Source organism: Nocardioides sp. AN3 (assembly GCF_054653495.1).
Window position 1 is genome coordinate 50,712 of the sequence record NZ_BAAIGC010000017.1, and the last position, 22,096, is coordinate 72,807.

The window sequence follows — 22,096 nt, forward strand, 5'->3', positions numbered from 1 at the left end:
CCCGCTCGTTCCTCGCGGCCTCCTCGACCAACGAGGCACGGCGTCAGAACGAGGCGATCGCCCCGTTCAGCGTCGCGCTCGGGCGCATGACGGCGGCGGTCTTCTCGGGGTCGGGGAAGTAGTAGCCGCCGATGTCGGCGGGCTTGCCCTGGACCGCGATCAGCTCCTCGACGATCGTCTTCTCCTCGGCGGCGAGCTTCTCCGCGAGCGGCTTGAACGCCGCGGCCAGGTCGGCGTCCTCGGTCTGGGCGGCCAGCTCCTGCGCCCAGTAGAGCGCGAGGTAGAAGTGCGAGCCGCGGTTGTCGATGGTGCCGATCTTGCGACCCGGGGAGCGGTCGTTCTCCAGGAACGTGCCGGTCGCCCGGTCGAGGGTCGCGGCGAGCACCTTGGCTGCGGGAGCGTCGGCCTGGTCGGCGTAGAGCTCCAGCGACGGTGCGAGCGCGAAGAACTCGCCGAGGCTGTCCCAGCGCAGGTAGTTCTCCTCGACCAGCTGCTGCACATGCTTGGGGGCCGAGCCGCCCGCTCCCGTCTCGAAGAGGCCGCCGCCGGCGATCAGCGGGACGATCGAGAGCATCTTGGCCGACGTGCCGACCTCGAGGATCGGGAAGAGGTCGGTGTTGTAGTCGCGCAGCACGTTGCCGGTCACCGAGATGGTGTCCTCGCCGCGGCGCATGCGCTCCAGCGAGTACGCCGTCGCGAGGGTGGGCGCGAGGATCTTGATCTCGAGGCCCTCGGTGTCGTGCTCGGGCAGGTAGGCGGCGACCTTCTTGATCAGCTGGGCGTCGTGCGCGCGGGTCTCGTCCAGCCAGAAGACGGCGGGCGTCTGCGAGGCACGGGCGCGGCTCACGGCCAGCTTCACCCAGTCGCGGACCGGCACGTCCTTGGTCTGGCAGGCGCGCCAGATGTCGCCGGCCTCGACGTCGTGCTCGAGGAGGACGTCACCGTTGGAGGCCAGGACCCGGACGGTGCCGGCGGCCTGGATCTCGAAGGTCTTGTCGTGCGAGCCGTACTCCTCGGCCGCCTGCGCCATGAGGCCGACGTTGGGGACGGTGCCGATCGTGGCCGGGTCGAGCGGGCCGTGCTCGATGGTGTCCTCGATGACCGTCTGGTAGACGCCGGCGTAGGAGGAGTCCGGGATGACGGCGAGGGTGTCGTCCTCGCCGCCGTCCGCGCCCCAGAGCCGACCGCCGTTGCGCACGAGGGCCGGCATCGAGGCGTCGACGATCACGTCGGAGGGCACGTGCAGGTTGGTGATGCCCTTGTCGGAGTTGACGTAGGAGAGCCGCGGGCCGTCGGCCAGCGCGGCGTCGAAGGCGGCCTTGATCTCGTCCCCGTTGGGCAGGGACGACAGACCGGCCAGGATCGCGCCGAGCCCGTCGTTGGCGGAGAGGCCGGCGGCGGCCAGGTCGGCGCCGTACTTCTCGAAGACGTCGTGGAAGTAGGCCTTGACCACGTGCCCGAAGATGATCGGGTCGGAGACCTTCATCATCGTCGCCTTGAGGTGGACCGAGAAGAGCACGTCCTCGGCCTTGGCCGTGGCGAGGGCGTTGCGGAGGAAGGCCTGGAGGTGGGCGACGTCCATCTTGGTGGCGTCGACGATCTCACCGGCCAGCACCTCGAGGCCGTCCTTGAGGACGATGGTGTCGCCACCGGCCGTCTCGAGGACGATCGACAGCGTGTCGTCGGCCGCGACGGTGACCGACTTCTCGTTGGACCGGAAGTCATGCTCGCCCATGGTGGCGACGGCCGTCTTCGAGCCGTCGGCGAAGGGCTTGTTGCGGTGCGGGTGCGCCTTGGCGTAGTTCTTCACCGACAGCGGTGCGCGGCGGTCGGAGTTGCCCTCGCGCAGGACCGGGTTGACGGCCGAGCCCTTGACCTTGTCGAACTTCGCCCGGATCTCCCTCTCCTCGGCCGTCTGCGGGTCGTCCGGGTAGTCCGGGACCGCGTGCCCCTGGGCCTGGAGCTCCTTGATCGCGGCCTTGAGCTGCGGGATGGAGGCGGAGATGTTGGGGAGCTTGATGATGTTGGCGTCCGGCGTCTTGGCCAGCTCGCCCAGCTCGGTCAGCGCGTCGTCGGCGAGGCCGAAGGCGCTGAGGATACGCGCAGCCACCGAGATGTCGCGGGTCTCCACCTCCACGCCGGCCTTCGCGGCGTACGCCTGCACGATCGGCAGGAACGAGTACGTCGCCAGCAGGGGCGCCTCGTCGGTGTGGGTGTAGATGATCCGTGCGTTTCCAGCCATGTGCGGCGTCACTCCTGAGCCTGGTGGGCGGTGGGACTCTGACAACGTTGCGAAGATCGCTTGACGTCAAGATACCTGACGTCGTCCCCACGCTCACCTTCGCACTGCACGGCTCCCACGGAAAGTGACCGTCTGGGACTAGAGTCCCGAGCATGCAGAAGTCGGAGCAGGTTCAGAAGCTCGCTGCCGAGGCCCTCGGCACCTTCATCCTCGTGATGCTCGGCTGCGGGGCGGCGATCGCCACCAACGCCGACGTCGTCGCCACCGGTTTCACCTTCGGCATCACCGTCGTGATCGGGGTCTATGCGTTCGGGCGCATCTCCGGTGGCCACTTCAACCCCGCCGTGACCGTCGGCGCGGCCGTCGGCGGCCGCTTCGCCTGGAAGCAGGTCCCGGCCTACGTGATCACCCAGGTCGCGGCGGCGATCGTTGCGGCGCTCGTGCTGTTCATCATCGTGCAGGGCGTGCCGGGCTATGACACGAGCCACCACATGGGGCAGAACGGGTACGGCGACTACTCCGCGGTCCACCTGCACTGGTGGGCGGCGTTCCTGGTCGAGCTCATCATCACCGCCATCTTCGTCACGATCATCCTGGGCGTCACCGACGAGCGCAACGAGCACCCGGCGCTCGCCCCTCTCGCGATCGGCTTCACGCTCGCTGCGATCCACTTCGTCGCCATCCCGCTGACCGGCACGTCGGTCAACCCGGCCCGCTCGATCGGCCCGGCGCTGTTCGCCGGCGGCGCCAACGTCGTGCAGCTCTGGCTCTTCATCCTCGCGCCGCTCGTGGGTGGCGCCGCGGCGGGCGTGGTCTACCCGCTGCTCTTCGGTCACGCCACCGAGCCGGTGCTGGGCTCCGGATGGCGGTTCGGGGCCCGGGCGGCCACTCCGGTGCCCGGCCCCGTGCAGGGGACCCCGGAGGTCGCGCCCGGCGCCGTCCCCGGCTATGGCGCCCCCGACTCGTTCCAGCAGCAGTGGAACCAGGAGGATCTCGATGCGACCAGCGCGGCGATCCCCCCACAGTCCGCGGCCGCCGAGGAGCCGACGGCCGCCGAGCAGACCATGATCGCCGACCCGGCCGCGCAGCCGCGGATCATCCAGGACGGCTGGGAGTGGGACTACGCCGCCCAGCAGTGGAAGCCCCTGCAGGAGCCACACCCCGGCGACCCCCAGTCCTGACTCGGCTCCCGAGTCAGTGTCGTAGCCGGTCGAGCTCGCCGGTCACCGCGTCGATCCGGGTGACCAGCCCGGAGCCGCGCTGGAAGATCTCGCGCACCACGCCACCGGGCTCCAGCCGGGAGGTCACATCGGCCTGCACCGTGTTGCGGTCAGCCTGCACGACCGTGGCGACGTCCTCGACGACCCCGGGGAGGTACGCCGTCCGGTAGCCGTCCGCGGTCCGCGGGCGCGCCGCCATCGCCAGGCCGGCCTCAGCGCCGCCCATACCGGCACGCCAGCTCCCGGTCGCCGCCTCGTGACCGAACCACCAGACGTTGCCGTCGGCGTCCTGCGCGTAGTAGTCGGTCCACGCCTGCGCCGACGTGGGGGCCGGCGTGGAGGCCTGCGTCGGGGCCGGCGTCGGGGCCGGGGTCGGGGTGGGGGCCGGCGTGGCGGCCTGCCCGGCCAGGCTCCCGGGAGGCATGCCGGTCAGGGTCGTCCGGACGGCGGTCGTCGCCACGCCGGCGACGGCGACGTGCCCGGGCAGGACCACGACGGTCCTGATCGCCCCGAGCGACCCGACGCCGGTCACGTCATAGGTGCGGGTCTCGCCGGACGAGAAGGCGAGCCACGGGTTGTCGACGCGGCTGACGAAGTCCGCGGGGTCCGGGCTCGGCGTGGGGATCGTCAGCTCGTCGACGCCTGCGGGCGCGTACGACTGCGCGAACGTCCCGCAACCGCCGGCCAGTGTCGCCAGCCCCGTCGCGAGCAGGAGGGCGGTCAGCGTCCGACGTACGAGCACGCCGTAAGCATGCCCTGTGCGCGGCTCCCTGTTGCGTGGCTCACTCCTCCGCTACGGTGCAGGGCGTGAGCACTCCTCTCAAGGTGGCGGTCACCGGTGCCGCCGGTCAGATCGGCTACAGCCTGCTCTTCCGCATCGCCGCAGGGGCGCTGGGCGGTGATCGCGAGATCGAGCTGCGGCTCCTCGAGATCACTCCCGCGCTCAAGGCCCTCGAAGGCGTCGTCATGGAGCTCGACGACTGCGCCTTCCCCCACTTGGCGGGCATCGAGATCGGCGACGACCCCAAGCAGGTCTTCGACGGTGTCGAGCTCGCGCTCCTCGTCGGCGCGCGTCCGCGCAGCGCCGGGATGGAGCGCAAGGACCTGCTCGAGGCCAACGGCGCGATCTTCACCGCGCAGGGTCGCGCGCTGAACGAGTCGGCCGCCGACAACGTCCGCATCCAGGTCACCGGCAACCCGGCGAACACCAACGCCCTCATCACCGCCGCGAACGCACCCGACATCCCGCGCGACCGCTTCGCCGCCCTGACCCGTCTGGACCACAACCGCGCGATCGCCCAGCTCGCCCGCAAGACGGGCGCGGCGCCCCACGACATCAGCCGGATGACCATCTGGGGCAACCACTCCGCGACGCAGTATCCCGACCTCTTCCACGCCCTGGTGGACGGCCGGCCCGCCTCCGAGCTCGTCGACCAGGAGTGGATCGAGAACGACTTCATCCCGACCGTGGCCAAGCGCGGCACGGCCATCATCGAGGCTCGCGGGCTCTCCTCGGCCGCCTCGGCGGCCTCGGCGACGATCGACTCGGCACGCAGCTGGCTGTTCGGCACGCCCGCCGACGACTGGCAGTCCATGGCGGTCGTCTCCGACGGCTCCTACGGCGTCCCGGAGGGGCTGGTCTCGTCCTTCCCCGTGACGGCCGAGAGCGGCAGCTGGCGGATCGTCCCCGACCTCGAGATCGGCGACTTCTCCCGCAGCCGCATCGACGCCTCCGTCGGCGAGCTCCAGGAGGAGGCCGACGCCGTCCGGTCGCTCGGCCTGATCTGACAAAGCGGCGAGGCACTCAGGCGATGGAGCGCAGCACCGACTCGGCCGCCTGAGTGCCCTGCTGGATGGTCCTGACGACGAGGGCCGGATCGTCGGGCATGGGCACATGCCCGACACCGTGCAACGTGAGGTGCTGCGCGTGCGGCAGCAGCTGCCGCGCCCGTCGAGCCTGGTAGGGCAGCAGCACCAGGTCGCGCTCGCTCCACGCGATGGTCGTCGGCACGTTGACGGCGTCCTCGGAGACGGCGTACGGATAGGCGGCGGCGAAGAGCCGTGCGATCGTGGGCGCCGCCGCCAGCATGTTCGCGAAGTCCCCGCTGGCGAGCTCGGGATCGACGGCCCATGGCCGCGTGTGAAGCCAGCCGAACATCAGCGTGCGCCCGGCCCGCGTCGCCAGGAGCCGGCGGGCGGCGGGCTCGGTGACGCGAGCGGTGGTGAGCACGGCGCCGAAGAGCGCGCGGACGTAGAGGAAGTCGACCGGCCCGCCCCAGAAGCCGGCTGGCGAGAGCGCGGTGACGCTCCGGGCAAGCCCGTCCTGTCCCGCCTCCAGCGCGATCAGGCCACCGAGTGAGTTGCCGACGACGTGCGGCTGCTCGATGCGGAGCTCGGCGAAGGTCTCCTCGAGGGACTGGCTCAGCGCGTCACGGACCGGGAGGGACGGGTCGAGCTCGTCGCGGCTCTCGCCGTGGCCCGGCAGATCGAGCGCGACGACGTCGTACTCCTCCGCCAGCCGGTCGAGGACCGGATACCACGCCTGACGGCGGTGGCCGATCCCGTGGATGAGGACCAGCGGCTCTCCGCTGCCGGTCCGCTCGTATGCCAGCACCATGTCGTCCTCCTGGACCCAGACCTCGAGACGGCCTGATTTACACGGTACACGGCGTCACAGACACTTTGGCGGCAGCAGGACCCGTGTCAGGATGGCTGATCGGGGATCGTGCCCGCGAGGATCCAGAGAGCGATCCCCATGACCGCCAGCAACACGCAGTCCAGCGCGCGGCTTCGGACGGCGAGCATCCCTGCGTCGCGCGAGGGCAGCACCAGCCGGAACGCCGCTGCGGCGACGAGCGCCCCCGCGATGAGGTGCACCCCGCCGCGCCAGTGACCGGTCGCCGTGACGACCAGGCCGAGCACGACGACCGCCAGCACCGCCAGGTAGCAGGCCCCGCCGATGGTCGAGGGGTAGCGACGCTCGGCTCCCGCGGTGCCCGACGGCTCCTGCACACCGGCAGCGACGAGCTCGGCCTCGACCTCCTCCGGGGAGGGGACGCCACCCGGCTCCGCCGGGGACTCCTCGCTCTCGTGCACGACCGTCAAGCCAGACCCTTCGCCGTCTCCGCCGGAACCGCCGCGTCCGCGCGCTTCTCCGCATTGATCACGATGTTGGAGAGCAGCATGGCACGGGTCATCGGGCCCACCCCGCCAGGATTGGGCGAGACCCAGCCGGCCACGTCCCACACGTCCTCGGCCAGATCCCCGGCGATCTTGCCGTCGACCCGGCTCACCCCCACGTCCAGCAGCGCCGCGCCCGGCTTGACCATGTCGGCGGTGATGATGCCCGGCACCCCGGCCGCCGCCACCACGATGTCGGCGTTGCGGGTGTGCGCGGCCAGGTCACGCGTCCCGGTGTGGCACAGCGTCACGGTCGCGTTCTCCGAACGCCGGGTCAGCAGCAGGCCCAGCGGCCGACCGACGGTGACGCCACGACCGACCACGACCACCTCCGCACCGTTGATCGCGACGTCGTGGCGACGCAGCAGCTCCACGATGCCGTACGGCGTGCACGGCAGCGGCGCCACGTCGCCCAGCACCAGCCACCCCAGGTTCGTCGGGTGCAGCCCGTCGGCGTCCTTGGCCGGGTCGATCAGACCCAGCACCCGGTTCTCGTCGACGCCCTTCGGCAGCGGCAGCTGCACGATGTAGCCGGTGCACGCCGGGTCGTCGTTGAGCGCCCGGACGGCGTCCTCGATCTCCTCCTGGGTGGCGGTCTCAGGCAGGTCGATCCGGATCGACTCGATCCCGACCTCGGCACAGTCCTTGTGCTTGCCGTTGACATACCACCGCGACCCCGGGTCGTCCCCGACGAGGATCGTCCCCAGACCCGGGCGGATGCCCCGGTCGACCAGAGCGGCCACACGGAGCCGCAGCTCGTCCTTGATGGCGGCGGCGGTCTTGGTGCCGTCGAGCTTCTGGGCAGTCATGTCGCTTCCGTCTCCCTGCCGTTCCTAGTGGAAGAAGTGCCGGGTGCCGGTGAAGTACATCGTCACGCCGGCCGCCTTGCACGCCTCGATCGTCAGCTCGTCGCGCACCGAGCCGCCGGGCTGGACGATCGCCCGGACCCCCGCGTCCAGCAGGATCTGGGGGCCGTCCTCGAAGGGGAAGAACGCGTCCGAGGCCGCAACCGCGCCGCGCGCCCGCTCCGCGCCCTCGGCGAGGGTGTTGGCCCGCTCGACGGCCAGGCGGCACGAGTCGACCCGGTTGACCTGGCCCATGCCGATGCCGACCGAGGCACCGTCGCGGGCGAGCAGGATCGCGTTCGACTTGGCGGCCCGACACGCCTTCCAGGCGAAGGCGAGGTCGGCGAGCGTCTGGTCGTCGGCGGCCTCGCCGGTCGCGAGCGTCCATGTCGCCGGGTCGTCGCCCGGCGCGTCGACGTGGTCGACGGTCTGCATGAGGAGTCCACCGGAGATGGGCCGGGTCTCGACGAGCGCCCCGCCGTCAGCCGGGGCGACGAGGATCCGAATGTTCTTCTTCTGCGCGAGGATCTCGACGGCGCCCTCCTCATAGGCCGGCGCCACGATCACCTCGGTGAACACCTCGGCGACCTGCTTCGCCATCTCGACACTGACCGGGCGGTTGGCCGCGATCACGCCGCCGAAGGCGCTGACCGGGTCGCACTCGTGGGCGCGGCGGTGCGCCTCGGCGATGCCGCCCTCCTCGGAGCCGATCGCGAGGCCGCACGGGTTGGCGTGCTTGATGATCGCGACCGCCGGCTCGGCGAAGTCGTTGGCGGCGCGACGGGCGGCGTCGGTGTCGACGTAGTTGTTGTAGGACATCTCCTTGCCGTGCAGCTGCTCGGCCTGAGCGAGGCCCTTCGCGCCGAACCCGTTGAGATACAGGGCGGCCCGCTGGTGCGGATTCTCGCCGTAGCGGAGCACGGCGGCCTTGTCATAGGTGCCACCGACCCAGGCCGGGAAGCCGGTCCCCTCGCTGGAGTCGGTCAGGACCGACCCCATCCACGAGGCGACGTGGACGTCGTACGTCGCGGTGTGGACGAACGCCGCCGCGGCGAGCGCCTTGCGCTCCTCATAGGTGAAGCCGCCGGCGGCGACCGCCGCGAGCGTCTGCTCGTACTGGTCGGGGCTGGTCACGATGGCGACGCTGGGGTGGTTCTTCGCCGCGGCCCGGACCATCGACGGGCCACCGATGTCGATCTGCTCGACGCACTCGTCCGGCGTGGCGCCCGAGGCGACGGTCTGGGTGAAGGGGTAGAGGTTGGAGACGACGAGGTCGAACGGCTCGACGCCGAGCTCCGCGAGCTGCGCGACATGGGAGTCGAGACGGCGGTCGGCCAGGATCCCGGCGTGCACGCGCGGGTGCAGCGTCTTCACGCGGCCGTCGAGGCACTCGGGGAAGCCCGTGAGGTCCTCGACCTTCGTGACCGGCAGTCCGAGGTCGCTGATCAGCTTCGCCGAGCCGCCGGTCGAGACCAGCTCGACGCCCCTCTCATGCAGACCGCGGACGAGGTCCTCGAGGCCGGTCTTGTCATAGACGGACACGAGTGCCCGCCTGATCTCCACCTTGTCCTGCTGGCCAGCCATCAGCGGCTCTCCTCATCGGTCGGCTCTCAACGACGAGGGGCACCCAGGCGGACGATGCCTTCTCACACACTCCCCGGTGGTCGCCCACCCGCGCCAGTCGTGTGGGCTCATCATGCCGTGACTCAGCGGCCGAAGCGAACCCGGCGCCCCTCGACGCTGAGGCCCTCGCGGGCAATGCGGCCGACGCTCTCGACGAGCATCGTGCGCTCGGCCACCTTGATCCGCTCGTGCAGCGTCTCGGCGGTGTCGTCGGGCTCCACCGGCACCGCCTCCTGCGCGACGATCGCGCCGGTGTCCACGCCGGCGTCGACCACGAACAGCGTGCAGCCGGTCACCTTGACGCCGTATGCGAGCGCGTCCGCCGGCCCCTGCGTCCCCGGGAACGACGGCGACAGGGCCGGGTGGGTGTTGAGGGTCCGGCCACCGAACCGGTCGAGGAACGCGGGACCGACGAGCTTCATGAAGCCGGCCAGGACCACGAGGTCGGGCTCATGCTGGGCGACCGCCTCGGCGAGCGCCGCATCCCACTCCTCGCGACTGGCATGGTCCTTGAGCCGCCTGACGAACGTGGGGACGCCGGCCCTCTCGGCCCGCTCGAGCGCCAGGATCCCGTCGCGGTCAGCGCCGACGGCGACCACCTCGGCGCCGTATGCCGCCTCGGCGCATGCGTCGAGCAGCGCCTGCAGGTTGGATCCGGATCCGGAGACGAGGACGACGAGTCGCACGGGCGCAGAGCCTACTCAGGACCGTGATGTCGAGCCCGCTCAGGACCGACGCGAGGGACTAGGACGAGCGCCGCTGCCACCAGGTCATCGCGAGGCCCGCGAGCAGTCCTCCGATGCCGAAGGCCAGGACGCCGCGGACGCAGGCGTCCATGGCGTACGGCGCCACCTGCGTCATCCTCCCCGGACCGACCGCTCCTCCGGCGAGCCCAGCGAGGATGCCGAACCCGACGCCCGCACAGACGCCGCCGGCCAGGCCGCGGACCGCGCCCTCGTCCCACCGCGTCGTGCGGTAGCGCCGCTGGGCGCGGACGACGCCGACCGCGGCGGTGAGCGGCGCGAGCAGGATGAGCCACGTCGCCCAGGCAGGCGTGGATCCTGCATCCGGCAGCGCGGCGAGGAGGGGGAACATCGGCAGCGGGCCGAGGACGACTGCTCCGGGGCTCACGAGCGTGCCGATGCCGACGGTGAACCCCGGCCCGAGGAGGTAGGAGCCTGAGAAGAGGGCGGCGTTGGGGAGGACGGCCGCCGTGACGGCCGTGTAGAGCGTCGCCGCGCCGGCGCTGGTGTGCAGCTGCGACATCACGTTGGCTGCGGTGCTCCAGTCGACGGCCAGACTGACCAGAAGGACGGCGAGGCTGATCGCGAGCCATCCGATCAGCGTGTCGCGGGCGGCGGAGGCGGCGGCCCGGATCGTCGGCGGCAGCCACGCGACGGCGATCGCGGCACGCCCCGACCCGACCGCGATCCCGGTGCCGCCGACGAGCGCCGAGCCGAGGATGGTCCACACCAGCGCGCGGGCGAGGCTCGGCGCCGTCGCCGCATCGGCGGCCACGGACGCCGTCACGATCACGGTGACGGCGTAGCCGAGCGTGAAGAGGCCCGTCGCGAGCTGCACCGTCCAGTCACGTTCCCCGTCGGCGATCCGGTCGGCGTCCGGGCCATGTCCCGAGATCGAGTCCCCGACGCGGTGGCCGACCCGCCACATCGCCCATCCCACGATCGCCGTGAGACCCAAGGGGACGACGGTGACCGCCGTGCCGTTCACGTGGATGCCGGAGCCGTGTGCCATCAGCCACGCCAACGCGCCGACCCGAAGCGCGTCGCGCGGCGCTCCGTGGGCTCCGGCGTCGGTGAGGAACCAGCCGACGACCCCCAGGGCGAGGCAGACGAGCAGCGTCGCGCAGGCCGCCACCACGCCGCCCAGGGTCGCCACGACGACCAGCGGGCGACGGTGCCGGAGATCGGCCCGCACCTGGTCGGAGGAGCGTGCCGAGGACGGGAGCAGAGAAGTCATCGCGACCATGATCACCGCGCGGGTCGGCCCGGCTCGGGCGGCGCGCCGTGGCCGTGTCGATCGGCCGACGATCAGGCTCACCCTGGAACCGCCGGGTAGCCTGTGGGCTGCTCATGAGGAAGAAGCCAGATCCCGACACCTTCGAGACGTTCTACAAGGACGTCCGCAGTCGGCTCCTCCTCCAGACCTGGGCGCTGACCGGTGACCTGACCGCGGCCCAGAAGGGCGTGCGCGACGCGCTCGTCATCGGCTGGCACCACTGGCGCAAGATCAGCCGGCTGGAGGACCCCGAGAGCTACGTGCGGCCGCAGGCGTGGTCCCACGCGCTCCGCCGGCACACGGCACGCCCGTTCCACCGCGAGCGGCGCTTCGACGAGGGCGTCCGCGCCACCTTGGCCGCGCTCGGCAAGCTGCCGCTCCTGCAGCGCAAGGTCCTGATCCTGGCCCACCTCACGACGCTCCCCCTCGACCAGCTCGCCCGGGAGGCCGGCATCACCCAGGCCCGCGCCGAGCGCGAGCTGCAGTCTGCGACGGCTGCCTTCGCACTCGCGCGCAAGGTGCCGACCACCAGCATCCTCGCCCTGTTCGAGCCGATGGCGGCGGAGCTGCGCGACCTGCGGTGGCCCCGCCCGACGATCATCACCCGGGCGGGTGCGGCGCGGCGTCGGCTGCACACCGCGGTCGGCGGCGCGGTCGCGCTCGTGGCGTTCGTCGGATCCGGCGTGCTCGTGACCGACGGCAACGGCGTCCGGCCCACCCTCGACGCGCTCAGCGTGCACACGTCGGCTCCGCCGTCGCCCGCGCCCGCCTACCCGCTCACCACCAAGGATCTCCTCGGCGAGAGCGAGGCGGCCAGCGCCCTCGGCGGCACGTGGACCACCGAGATGACGTCGGACAACACCGACGGCGACGGCCTGGTTCTTCCGTGCCAGGAGCAGCGCTTCGCCGACGGCTCGCCCCGCGCAGCGTTGATGCGGACGCTGGTCTCCGGCGACGTTCTCTCGGTCGGCCAGTCGACGGAGGTCTCCACGACCCCGCAGGCCGCCCACTCGGCCTACGACGCCTCCGTGCGCTGGTACGCCGGCTGCAAGGACCCCCGCGTCCAGCTCATGTCGACCCAGCAGGTGACCGGCGTCGGCGACGAGGCGACCCTGGTCGAGCTGCGGGCCTGGACCAACCCGAGCCGCTCGGTCGTGGCGAGCATCGCGCGCACCGGAGTGCTGACGACCACCGTCGTCTCGACCCAACCAGCCTCGACCCAGCCCGCCTCGACCCAGCCCGCCTCGACCCAGCCCGCCTCGAGCGCGGCCGCGTCGGCGCGACGCGCCGTGCGGGCCAACACCGGGCTGCTCGCCCAGGCGGTCGGACGACTCTGCAGCCTCCCCGACGCAGGCGCATGCACGACCCGCCCGGTGACCCGCCCGGTCGCGCCGGTCCCGATCGGCGAGCAACCCGCCATGCTCGACAAGGTCGACCTGCCTCCGGTGGCGACCGTTGCGCAGCCGTGGATGGCGACGGCGCCCAGGGCCGCCACCTCCAACCTCGCCGCGACCCGGTGCGACCAGTCGGTCTTCCACCGCAGGGGCGTTACCGGGGACCTGACCCGCTCGTTCGTGATCCCCCAGGCGAAGCTGCCGGCGCAGTTCGGGCTGACGGAGACGATCGGCTCGTTCGGACGAGCGTCCGCTGCGACCCGCTTCGTCGAGGCGACGCGCACCGCGCTGGCGGGCTGCCCGAAGAAGGACCTCGGCACGAGGATAAGCCTGATCGAGAACACCTCGACCCGGGCTCGCGACCTCACGACCTGGCGACTGCAGATCGAGATCTCCGACAAGTCCTCGGTCGAGTTCCTCATGTCGATCATCCGCGAGGGTGACAACGTGGCTCAGGTCGGCTTCGTCCCCTCCGGCACAGCGACGGTCTCAGACGACGCCTTCGTGGCGCTGACCCACCGGGCCGCGGAGCGGTTGCGCCAGCTCCGCTGAGCTGGTCCCGGCCGCCTCTAGCGGTCACCTGGGGCTGGCGACCCGTCTCGTCGCTCCCGGCAGCGCTGGTCGCCGCCGCCACGTCGCCTCGCCACGTCGCCCCGCCGTTCCGCGCCGCGCCTTCCGCGGGCCGCGCCCATCCGCCGAGTCACGCGAGGTCGCTCAGCCGGTCCGGGTGAGCAGCGATTCCAGGTCACAGTCAATCGACTGTGACCTGGAATCGCTGCTCGACCACATGCGGTTCCCCTTGCTCGCTCCCCGCCAGCTCCCGGGGTCTCTGGAAGGGCAGGAGAAGGCCGGCCAGGAAGAGCGCGATCGAGCCTCTTGCCGGTCTCTGACCGGTCGCTCGCGGGTCCCTCTCTCAGCTTCACGCCCTCGGCGCAGTCCGCCGCGCGTGAGCGACGGCTGAACGCATCGACGCCCAGCCGCCCGAGCGACCACGCAGCCCGAGCGACCCCGCAGCCCGAGCGACCACGCAGCCCGAAAATGCACCGACACCCCGACTGCCGAAGCAGCCGGGGCGCCTGGGGTGGTGCTGCGTGAGCCTCAGAGGCTCTTGAGGATCTCCCGCATGAGCGAAGCGGTCTCGGACGGCGTCTTGCCGACCTTGACGCCGACTGCCTCGAGCGCGTCCTTCTTCGCCTGGGCGGTGCCGGCCGAGCCGGACACGATGGCGCCGGCGTGGCCCATCGTCTTGCCCTCGGGGGCGGTGAAGCCGGCGACGTACCCGACGACGGGCTTGGTGATGTTCTCCTTGATGTAGGCGGCCGCACGCTCCTCCGCGTCGCCGCCGATCTCGCCGATCATCACGATCGCCTTGGTCTCCGGGTCGTCCTGGAAGGCCTGCAGCGCGTCGATGTGCGTGGTGCCGACGATCGGGTCGCCGCCGATGCCGATCGCGGTGGAGAAGCCGAGGTCACGCAGCTCGTACATCATCTGGTAGGTCAGCGTGCCGGACTTCGAGACGAGGCCGATCGGGCCCTTCCCCGTGATCGTGTGTGGCGTGATGCCGGCCAGGGACTCCTCCGGCGTGATGATGCCGGGGCAGTTCGGACCGATCATGCGGGTCGACTTGCCGCTGACGTAGGACCAGACCTCGGCCGTGTCCTGCACCGGAACGCCCTCGGTGATGACCACGAGCAGGCCGATGCCGGCGTCGATGGCCTCGATGCAGGCGTCCTTGGTGAACGCCGGCGGGACGAAGACGACCGAGACGTCCGCACCGGTCTCGGACATGGCCTCCTTGACGGTGCCGAACACCGGCAGGGTGACGTCCGCGCCCTCGTGGTTCTTGTGCGTGACCGTCGTGCCCGCCTTGCGCGCGTTGACGCCGCCGACGATCTGGGCGCCCGAGTCGAGCATCAGGGCGGTGTGCTTGGCACCCATGCCGCCGGTGATGCCCTGGACGATGATCTTGCTGTCCTTGTTGAGGTAGATGCTCATTGTTCTTCTCCCCGGCCTCAGGCGGCCGTGCCGTTGTGGGCAAGCTCGGCGGCCTTGTCGGCACCGCCGTCCATGGTGTCGACAACGGTCACGAGCGGGTGGTTGCGCTCGTTGAGGATCTGACGACCGAGCTCGACGTTGTTGCCGTCGAGGCGGACGACGAGCGGCTTGGTCTCCTCGTCGCCGAGGATGTCGAGCGCGCCGACGATGCCCTTCGCGACCTCGTCGCACGCGGTGATGCCGCCGAAGACGTTGACGAAGACGGCCTTGACCTGGGGGTCGTTGAGGATCACATCGAGGCCGTTGGCCATGACCTGGGCGTTCGCGCCGCCGCCGATGTCGAGGAAGTTGGCCGGCTTCACGCCGCCGTGCTTCTCGCCGGCGTAGGCGACGACGTCGAGGGTGCTCATGACGAGACCCGCGCCGTTGCCGATGATGCCGACCTGGCCGTCGAGCTTGACGTAGTTGAGACCGAGGTCCTTGGCCTTCGCCTCGAGCGGGTCGGCCTCCTCGCGGATCTCGAACTCCTCGTGCTCGGGGTGGCGGACCTCGGAGGCGTTGTCGTCGAGGGAGACCTTGCCGTCGAGGGCCTCGAGCTTGTCCCCGGCCAGGCGGGCCAGCGGGTTCACCTCGACGAGGGTGGCGTCCTCCTCGACGAAGACCTTGTAGAGGCTCTGGATCAGCTCGACGGCCTGCTCGAAGACCGGCTCGGGGAACTTGGCCTCGGTGGCGATCTCGCGGGCCTTCGCCTCGTCGACGCCGGTGCCCGGGTCGATGCCGATCTGCTTGACGGCGTCGGGGTTGGTCTTCGCGACCTCCTCGATCTCGACACCACCCTCGACGGACGCGATGCAGAGGTACTGACGGTTCGAGCGGTCGAGCAGGAAGGAGAAGTAGTACTCCTCCTCCGGCGGGGTCGCCGGGGTGACCAGGACGCGGTTGACCGTCAGGCCCTTGATCTCCATGCCGAGGATGTTGCTGGCGTGCAGATAAGCGTCATCCGCGGTCTTGGCGATCTTGACGCCGCCGGCCTTGCCGCGGCCGCCGGCCTTGACCTGCGCCTTGATGACGGTGACTCCGCCCATCTCCTCGGCCGCCGCCTTCGCGGCCTCGGCGGTCTCGACGACCACGCCGAGGGTGGTCGCGACACCGTGCTTGGCGAAGAGCTGCTTCGCCTGGTACTCCATCAGATCCACTGATCCACCAATGCTTCCAGGGTTCGTTATCGGTCCTACGTCGGAGCCGCAGCGCAGCCGGGTCGCGCCCGCGCAGCATCAGCTCTGGCGGTGGGATGTCCTCGACGCACACTAGACGTGACCGCGCCCGAGGACGAGTGCTGGACCCCCGGAGGTGATGCACGCCATACCGCGGGAGCCTCTGCGAGAGGCTGGGCCTTAGGTCCCGATTACGCTCCGCGCCGTTCCCCTCGAGTAGTGCCGTCTTCCAGAATCGGGCACCGGCCCCGATTTTCGACGGTCCCAGGACCTCCGTTAAGGTCGGGGCTCGCCGTCTGAGTCTGAGCAGCGTGTCTGAATCCCGAGCAGCGGAGTGTTGAAGCGTGAGTGACCCCCGAGTGGACAGTGTCGGTCCCGACCGACTTCCCTCGGAGGCCCCGACCCCGTATGTCGGCAAGCGCGCTCGCCGCGACGTCACCCCTCAGGTCACGCTCGAGCCGACCGCGGAGCCGACGCAGCCGTACGTCGGCCGCCGGATGGCCCGCGCCCTCGACGCCGCCCAGGTCGAGGAGACGCCCGCGGCGCCGTACGTCGGCCGCCGCGTCGCGCGTCCCGTCGTGGACCGCTCACCCGACCTCGTCCTCGAGTCGAGGGTCCCGGACATCGTGGACCAGATCCCGGCCGCCGTCGCCGACCGACTCCCTGACACGGCCGAGCAGGCCACCGAGCGGGCCGTCGCCTTCGTCAAGCCTGTCGCTCCCGTGGCCCTGCTCGACAGCCCCGGCACCGTCGACTGGGCCGACTGGAACCTCTTCGCTGCTGAGTCCCCCGAGGACACCGGGCAGCTCCCGTTCGCCCTCACCGAGGCCTTCACCGGGATCCTGCCGCGCATCGACGGCCTGCCGGGCACCGACTTCAGCTACGACACCACGACCGCGCTGCCCGTCGTACAGGCCGGCAAGCGCGCCCGCGTCCCCAGCCGTCGCCCTCGCCTCCGGCTCCTGCCGTCGCTGCCCGCACTCGTCGGGGTCGCCGCGCTCGCCGTCGCGGGCTTCGGCGCCCTGACCGCCGGCAAGACCGACCTGGTCCGGGCCGAGGCCGGTCCGCTGCACCAGGCCAGCGCCCTGAGCGGCACGAGCGGGACGGGGTACGTCGGCGACCGCGGTGTCTCCGTCAGTCGCGGTGGCGGTCGCGCGGGCGCTGCGGCGGCGAACCCTGCGAACTCAGCCGCAGCGGCCCGCGAGACCGCGCTCGACGCCATCAACAAGAAGGCGACCGGCCGCGCGCAGGTCCTCAAGAAGAACCAGATGCAGCTCCCGATCCTCCCGGGGGCCTACCACCTGACGGCCGGCTTCGGCGACTACGGCCTCTGGGCGCACCTGCACACGGGCCTGGACTTCGCCGCCCCTACCGGCACGCCCATCCACGCGATCTCCAACGGCGTGATCTCCTCGGCCCAGTTCGACGGCGCCTACGGCAACAAGACCGTCGAGACGCTCGAGGACGGCACCGAGCTGTGGTACTGCCACCAGGTGCAGTTCAACGTCACGCCGGGCCAGCAGGTCCACGCCGGCGACGTCATCGGCTACGTCGGCTCGACCGGACACGTCACCGGTCCCCACGTCCACGTCGAGGTCCGCCCCGGTGGCGGCGACCCCGTGGACCCCAAGCCGTGGCTGATCGCCCACGGCCTCCAGCCCTGACAAACGGCGAACGGTCGCAGATGTTCACGGCTCTGCCGACCACCTGAGTCCGCTCGCCGTGCCCGCCGTGAACATCTGCGACCGTTCGCCGGGTCCTACAGCTTCTCGACGGGGGCGTAGCGGAGCAGCAGCCGCTTGACGCCGGAGGAGCCGAAGTCGATCGAGGCGACCGCCTTGTCGGCGACGCCCTCGACCGACACGACGGTGCCGAGGCCGAAGGAGTTGTGGGTCACTCGGTCGCCCGGCTCGAGGGACGGCACGTCCCGGGCAGGCTTCGACTTGGCCGCGGCGTCGGCGCGCAGGGCCGCCGAGGAGAAGTTGCGGCGGCCGCGGTCGGTGGGCGTGCTCAGCCCCGAGGACCACGACGACGACTCCTGGCGCGACCAGCGGGTCTGGTCGGCCGCCGTGCGCTTCCAGTCGACGAGGTCGACGGGCAGCTCGGCGAGGAACCGGCTGGGCGGGTTGTGCATCGGGGCGCCCCAGGCCGACCGGACCAGCGCATGGGACAGGAAGAGCCGCTCGCGGGCGCGGGTGATGCCGACGTACGCCAGCCGGCGCTCCTCCTCGAGCTCGGTGCCGTCACCGAGGGCGCGTGAGTGCGGGAAGACGCCATCCTCGAGCCCGCTGAGGAAGACCACGGGGAACTCCAGTCCCTTCGCGGTGTGCAGCGTCATCAGCGTGACGACGCCCTCGCCGTCCTCCGGAATCTGGTCGGAGTCGGCGACGAGCGCCACCCGCTCCAGGAAGTCGTCGAGACCCGGGGCGACGATGCCAGCGTCCACGTCGGCGGGGTCCGCGGACGGGCCGGCGACGGGGTCGTCAGAGAACTCGCGGGCGACGGCCACGAGCTCGGCGAGGTTCTCCACGCGAGTCGCGTCCTGGGGGTCGTCGGAGGCCTCCAGCTCGTCGAGGTAGCCCGACCGCGCCAGGACGGACTCGAGGATCACGTCGGCGCGCTCACCGCCCTCGACCATGGACATCAGCTCCTCCATCATCGCGACGAAGCTGCGGATGTTGGTGAGCGAGCGGGTGGCCAGGCCGGGTGCGTCGTCCGCCCGGCGCAGGCCCTCCCAGAAGGTGAGCCCGTCGCGCTCGGCCAAGGCGTTGACGCAGGCCACGGCGCGGTCGCCGATGCCACGCTTCGGGGTGTTGACGATGCGCCGCAGGGACACCTGGTCGGCCGGGTTCGCGAGAGCGCGCAGGTAGGCCAGCGCGTCGCGGACCTCCCGGCGCTCGTAGAAGCGCACCCCGCCGACCACCTTGTAGGGCTGGCCGGTCCGGATGAACACCTCCTCGAAGACCCGGGACTGAGCGTTGGTGCGGTAGAACACCGCGACGTCGGACGCGGCCCGGCCGCCGTCGACCAGCCTGTCGATCTCGTCGGAGACGAACCGCGCCTCGTCGTGCTCGTCGTCGGCGACGTACCCCACGATGCGGTCGCCCTCGCCGGCGTCGCTCCACAGCCGCTTCGGCGGCCGCCCCTTGTTGTGGTCGATGACCGCGTTGGCGGCGGTGAGGATGGTCTGGGTGGAGCGGTAGTTCTGCTCCAGCAGGATCGTCTTCGCGTTCGGGAAGTCCTGCTCGAAGTCGAGGATGTTGCGGATGTTGGCCCCGCGGAAGGCATAGATCGACTGGTCCGCGTCGCCGACGACCATCAGCTCGGCCGGCTCGACCCTCTCGCCGTCGAGGTCCTCAGGATTGTCCGCACACAGCTCATGGACCAGCGCGTACTGCGCGTGGTTGGTGTCCTGGTACTCGTCCACCAGCACGTGCCGGAAGCGCCGCCGGTAGGTCTCGCGGACCTCCGGGAACTCCCGCATCAGGTGGACGGCCGTCATGATGAGGTCGTCGAAGTCGAAGGCGTTGGCCTCGCGCAGGCGGCGCTGATAGAGCTTGTACGCCGCCGCGTAGCTCTCCTCGAGGCCGTTGCGTGCGTCCTTCGTCGCGTCGTCGGGGTCGCGCAGCTCGTTCTTCTGGTCCGAGACCCAGTTGAGCAGCTGGGCGGGCTGGTAGCGCTTCGGGTCGAGGTCGAGGTCGTTGCAGACCAGCGTCATGAGGCGCTTGGAATCGGCCGCGTCATAGATGGTGAAGCTCGACTTGTAGCCGATCCGCTCCACCTCCTTGCGCAGGATGCGCACGCACGCGGAGTGGAAGGTGCTCACCCACATGATCCGGGCCCGCCCGCCGACGAGCTGCTCGACGCGCTCCTTCATCTCCGCCGCGGCCTTGTTGGTGAAGGTGATCGCCAGGATGCTGCCGGGATGAGCCTTGCGCTGGCTGATGAGCCACGCGATCCGCCGGGTGAGCACGCGGGTCTTGCCCGAGCCTGCACCCGCGACGACGAGCAGGGGCGCGCCCTCGTGGATCACAGCGGCACGCTGCGGCTCGTTGAGCCCCTCCAGCAGCTCCTCCGGAGTCGGCCCCTTCCGGGCAGGCTGCGCAGGTGCCTGGGTGGCGAACGACTCGAGACCGGGGATGATGCTCATGCTGGGCTCCAGCCTAGTTAATGGAGCCGACATCTCCGCCTCGGGGAATGACGACGAGAGATTGAAGGTTCAACCGTCGTGAAGAAGATCGGGTTCCTGTCCTTCGGTCATTGGACGCCGTCGCCGCAGTCGCAGACGAGGTCGGCGTCCGACGTGCTCCACCAGTCCATCGACCTGGCCGTCGCGGCCGAGGAGGTGGGCGCGGACGGCGCCTACTTCCGCGTGCACCACTTCGCACGGCAGCTCTCCAGCCCCTTCCCGCTGCTGGCGGCGGTCGGGGCGCGGACCTCGACGATCGAGATCGGCACGGGCGTGATCGACATGCGCTACGAGAACCCGATGTACATGGCCGAGGACGCCGGCGCCGCCGACCTCATCGCCGACGGCAGACTGCAGCTCGGCGTGAGCCGCGGCAGCCCGGAGCAGGTCATCGACGGCTGGCGCTACTTCGGCTACTCCCCCGCCGAGGGCGAGACCGACGCCGACATGGGCCGCCGGCACACCGAGGTGCTGCTCGAGGTGCTCAAGGGCGAGGGCTTCGCCCGGCCCAACCCGCGGCCGATGTTCGCCAACCCGCCGGGCCCGCTGCGGCTGGAGCCCCACTCCGAAGGGCTGCGCCGACGGATCTGGTGGGGCGCCGGGTCGGACTCGACCGCCCGCTGGGCCGCCGAGCTGGGCATGAACCTCATGAGCTCCACGCTGAAGGAGGACGAGTCCGGCGAGCCGTTCCACGTCCAGCAGCGCAAGCAGATCGAGGTCTTCCGCGAGGCCTGGAAGGCGGCCGGTCACGACTTCGAGCCGCGTGTCTCGGTGAGCCGCTCCATCATGCCGATCGTGACCGAGCTCGACGCCATGTACTTCGGAGGTGAGGGCGAGTCGCACGACCAGGTCGGCGTGATCGACGACTTCCGGGCGATCTTCGGGCGCACCTACGCGGCCGAGCCGGACAAGCTCGTCGAGCAGCTGCGCGAGGACGAGGCGATCGAGGCGGCCGACACCGTGCTGCTCACGGTCCCCAACCAGCTCGGCGTCGACTACAACGCCCAGCTCCTCGAGAACATCGTCAAGCACGTCGCGCCCGGCCTCGGCTGGCGCTGACCCCCTCCCTCCTACCCCAGCCACATCGTCGAAAGGACGAGCCATGTCCACCATCGCTGTCATCGGAGGCACCGGCTACACGGGCGCCAACATCGTCCGCGAGGCCGCCGCTCGCGGTCACCAGGTCGTCTCGTGGAGCCGGTCGGTCCCGGCCGACCCGGTCGCAGGCGTGCGCTACGAGACCGGCGACGCGGCGGATGCCGTCGCGGTCATCCCGGGCGCCGACGCCGTCGTGCTGACGCTCTCACCGCGCGGCCAGCTCGCGGCGCGGGGCGCGCAGCTCGCGCTCTACCAGGCGTACGCCGCCGCCGCAGCCGAGGGCGGCGCCCGCCTGCTCGTGGTCGGCGGGTTCTCCTCGCTTCGTCCCGCGCCCGGCGAGCCCCGCTTCGCCGAGGGTGAGATCCCCGAGCAGTTCCGCGAGGAGGCCCTCGAGGGCGACTCCATCCGTGCCTGGTTCGCCGACTCGGCGCCCGCCGAGCTCGACTGGGTCTTCGTCAGCCCCGCCGGGGCGTACGGCTCCTGGGCGCCCGGGGAGAAGACCGGCACCTACCGCGTCGGCGGCGACGTCGCCCTGTTCGACGCCGAGGGCAAGTCGGAGATCTCCGGCGCCGACTTCGCCGACGCGATCGTCAACGAGATCGACAACCCCACCCGACACCGCGAGCACATGTCGGTCGCATATTGATGGCGCTCGCTCCGCTCGCGCGGCCGCGGCGGGTCCGCTCAGTAGGAGCCGTGGGCCGGGTGCCAGAAGATCGCGATGGCGACGTTGAGCACGGTGAGGCCGAGCAGGGTGGCCCACAGCGCCTGCGAGATGCGCTCCTTGCGCAGGTTCATCATGACGAGCGCGAGGATGACCAGCCCGACGACGAGCTTGACGGCGATCTTCCAATGCCAGCTGGCGTCGGGGTTCGTCTGCCCTTCGATGACGCCCACGAGGAGGACGCCCGCGACGACGGCCGTGCCGGCCCCGTCCCGCATGAGGCTGTTGACCTTCTTCTCGGGCTCTCGGACCTGCACGAGCAGCCCACCGAACAGGGCGGCGAAGCCGAGCAGGTGGAGGAGCAGCAGGATGAGGCGGACGATCTCCATGGCCCGCACCCTAGTAGTGAGGCC

18 protein-coding genes and 1 riboswitch are annotated in these 22,096 nt (G+C 71.0%); of the genes, 6 read left to right on the top strand and 12 right to left on the bottom strand.

From position 1 onward, the window contains the following. Window positions 1-43: 43 nt before the first annotated feature. Complete coding sequence (locus ACYQ1K_RS17970) at window positions 44-2,242, bottom strand: NADP-dependent isocitrate dehydrogenase (RefSeq protein ID WP_459984579.1); 2,199 nt, start codon at window positions 2,240-2,242, stop codon at window positions 44-46. 152 nt (window positions 2,243-2,394) lie between these two features. On the opposite strand from ACYQ1K_RS17970, the gene ACYQ1K_RS17975 reads away from it, so the two are divergent. Further along, window positions 2,395-3,423: an MIP/aquaporin family protein gene (locus ACYQ1K_RS17975; protein WP_459984582.1), complete on the top strand. Its 1,029-nt coding sequence runs from the start codon at window positions 2,395-2,397 to the stop codon at window positions 3,421-3,423. Window positions 3,424-3,436: 13 nt separating this feature from the next. On the opposite strand, the gene ACYQ1K_RS17980 is transcribed toward ACYQ1K_RS17975, so the two are convergent. After that, window positions 3,437-4,204: a hypothetical protein gene (locus tag ACYQ1K_RS17980; protein WP_459984584.1), complete on the bottom strand. Its 768-nt coding sequence runs from the start codon at window positions 4,202-4,204 to the stop codon at window positions 3,437-3,439. Window positions 4,205-4,269: 65 nt separating this feature from the next. Between ACYQ1K_RS17980 and ACYQ1K_RS17985 the strand changes: the two genes are divergently transcribed. Further along, window positions 4,270-5,250, top strand: a complete 981-nt coding sequence (locus tag ACYQ1K_RS17985; RefSeq protein ID WP_459984586.1) for a malate dehydrogenase — start codon at window positions 4,270-4,272, stop codon at window positions 5,248-5,250. 16 nt (window positions 5,251-5,266) lie between these two features. On the opposite strand, the gene ACYQ1K_RS17990 is transcribed toward ACYQ1K_RS17985, so the two are convergent. From ACYQ1K_RS17990 to ACYQ1K_RS18015, 6 genes are all read right to left on the bottom strand, one after another. After that, window positions 5,267-6,079: an alpha/beta fold hydrolase gene (locus ACYQ1K_RS17990; protein WP_459984588.1), complete on the bottom strand. Its 813-nt coding sequence runs from the start codon at window positions 6,077-6,079 to the stop codon at window positions 5,267-5,269. A gap of 86 nt (window positions 6,080-6,165) precedes the next feature. Continuing rightward, a complete protein-coding gene (locus tag ACYQ1K_RS17995; protein ID WP_459984672.1) occupies window positions 6,166-6,558 on the bottom strand; it encodes a DUF3017 domain-containing protein in 393 nt (130 codons plus the stop codon). Between the two features lie 5 nt (window positions 6,559-6,563). Beyond that, window positions 6,564-7,451, bottom strand: a complete 888-nt coding sequence (locus ACYQ1K_RS18000) for a bifunctional methylenetetrahydrofolate dehydrogenase/methenyltetrahydrofolate cyclohydrolase (protein WP_459984591.1) — start codon at window positions 7,449-7,451, stop codon at window positions 6,564-6,566. Window positions 7,452-7,475: 24 nt separating this feature from the next. Then, window positions 7,476-9,071, bottom strand: coding sequence for a bifunctional phosphoribosylaminoimidazolecarboxamide formyltransferase/IMP cyclohydrolase (gene purH / locus ACYQ1K_RS18005; RefSeq protein ID WP_459984596.1), 1,596 nt, complete (start codon window positions 9,069-9,071; stop codon window positions 7,476-7,478). A 34-nt stretch (window positions 9,072-9,105) separates the two neighbouring features. Beyond that, window positions 9,106-9,182: riboswitch (ZMP/ZTP riboswitch) on the bottom strand. Window positions 9,183-9,193: 11 nt separating this feature from the next. Further along, entirely contained in the window at window positions 9,194-9,796 is a 603-nt protein-coding gene (purN, locus tag ACYQ1K_RS18010) for a phosphoribosylglycinamide formyltransferase (protein ID WP_459984599.1), read from the bottom strand. 58 nt (window positions 9,797-9,854) lie between these two features. Beyond that, the gene (locus ACYQ1K_RS18015; RefSeq protein ID WP_459984602.1) at window positions 9,855-11,090 is read right to left on the bottom strand and encodes a cell division protein PerM; all 1,236 of its coding nucleotides are present in this window, start codon (window positions 11,088-11,090) and stop codon (window positions 9,855-9,857) included. Window positions 11,091-11,203: 113 nt separating this feature from the next. On the opposite strand from ACYQ1K_RS18015, the gene ACYQ1K_RS18020 reads away from it, so the two are divergent. Further along, window positions 11,204-13,075, top strand: a complete 1,872-nt coding sequence (locus ACYQ1K_RS18020) for a SigE family RNA polymerase sigma factor (protein ID WP_459984604.1) — start codon at window positions 11,204-11,206, stop codon at window positions 13,073-13,075. Between the two features lie 546 nt (window positions 13,076-13,621). On the opposite strand, the gene sucD is transcribed toward ACYQ1K_RS18020, so the two are convergent. Then, a complete protein-coding gene (gene sucD, locus ACYQ1K_RS18025) occupies window positions 13,622-14,518 on the bottom strand; it encodes a succinate--CoA ligase subunit alpha (protein ID WP_459984606.1) in 897 nt (298 codons plus the stop codon). Window positions 14,519-14,535: 17 nt separating this feature from the next. Beyond that, on the bottom strand, window positions 14,536-15,714 hold the full coding sequence (gene sucC, locus ACYQ1K_RS18030; protein WP_459984608.1) for an ADP-forming succinate--CoA ligase subunit beta: 1,179 nt from the start codon (window positions 15,712-15,714) through the stop codon (window positions 14,536-14,538). Between the two features lie 362 nt (window positions 15,715-16,076). On the opposite strand from sucC, the gene ACYQ1K_RS18035 reads away from it, so the two are divergent. Continuing rightward, a complete protein-coding gene (locus ACYQ1K_RS18035; protein ID WP_459984610.1) occupies window positions 16,077-17,396 on the top strand; it encodes a M23 family metallopeptidase in 1,320 nt (439 codons plus the stop codon). A 95-nt stretch (window positions 17,397-17,491) separates the two neighbouring features. On the opposite strand, the gene pcrA is transcribed toward ACYQ1K_RS18035, so the two are convergent. Continuing rightward, window positions 17,492-19,882, bottom strand: coding sequence for a DNA helicase PcrA (gene pcrA / locus ACYQ1K_RS18040; protein ID WP_459984612.1), 2,391 nt, complete (start codon window positions 19,880-19,882; stop codon window positions 17,492-17,494). A gap of 78 nt (window positions 19,883-19,960) precedes the next feature. Between pcrA and ACYQ1K_RS18045 the strand changes: the two genes are divergently transcribed. Both ACYQ1K_RS18045 and ACYQ1K_RS18050 read left to right on the top strand, forming a co-directional pair. Then, on the top strand, window positions 19,961-20,980 hold the full coding sequence (locus ACYQ1K_RS18045) for an LLM class flavin-dependent oxidoreductase (protein WP_459984614.1): 1,020 nt from the start codon (window positions 19,961-19,963) through the stop codon (window positions 20,978-20,980). 43 nt (window positions 20,981-21,023) lie between these two features. After that, window positions 21,024-21,665 (top strand): NAD(P)-dependent oxidoreductase, encoded by a 642-nt coding sequence (locus tag ACYQ1K_RS18050; protein WP_459984617.1) that lies wholly within the window; start codon window positions 21,024-21,026, stop codon window positions 21,663-21,665. A gap of 38 nt (window positions 21,666-21,703) precedes the next feature. Here ACYQ1K_RS18050 and ACYQ1K_RS18055 read toward each other — a convergent pair whose 3' ends face one another. Further along, the gene (locus tag ACYQ1K_RS18055) at window positions 21,704-22,072 is read right to left on the bottom strand and encodes a hypothetical protein (protein WP_459984619.1); all 369 of its coding nucleotides are present in this window, start codon (window positions 22,070-22,072) and stop codon (window positions 21,704-21,706) included. Window positions 22,073-22,096 lie beyond the last annotated feature (24 nt).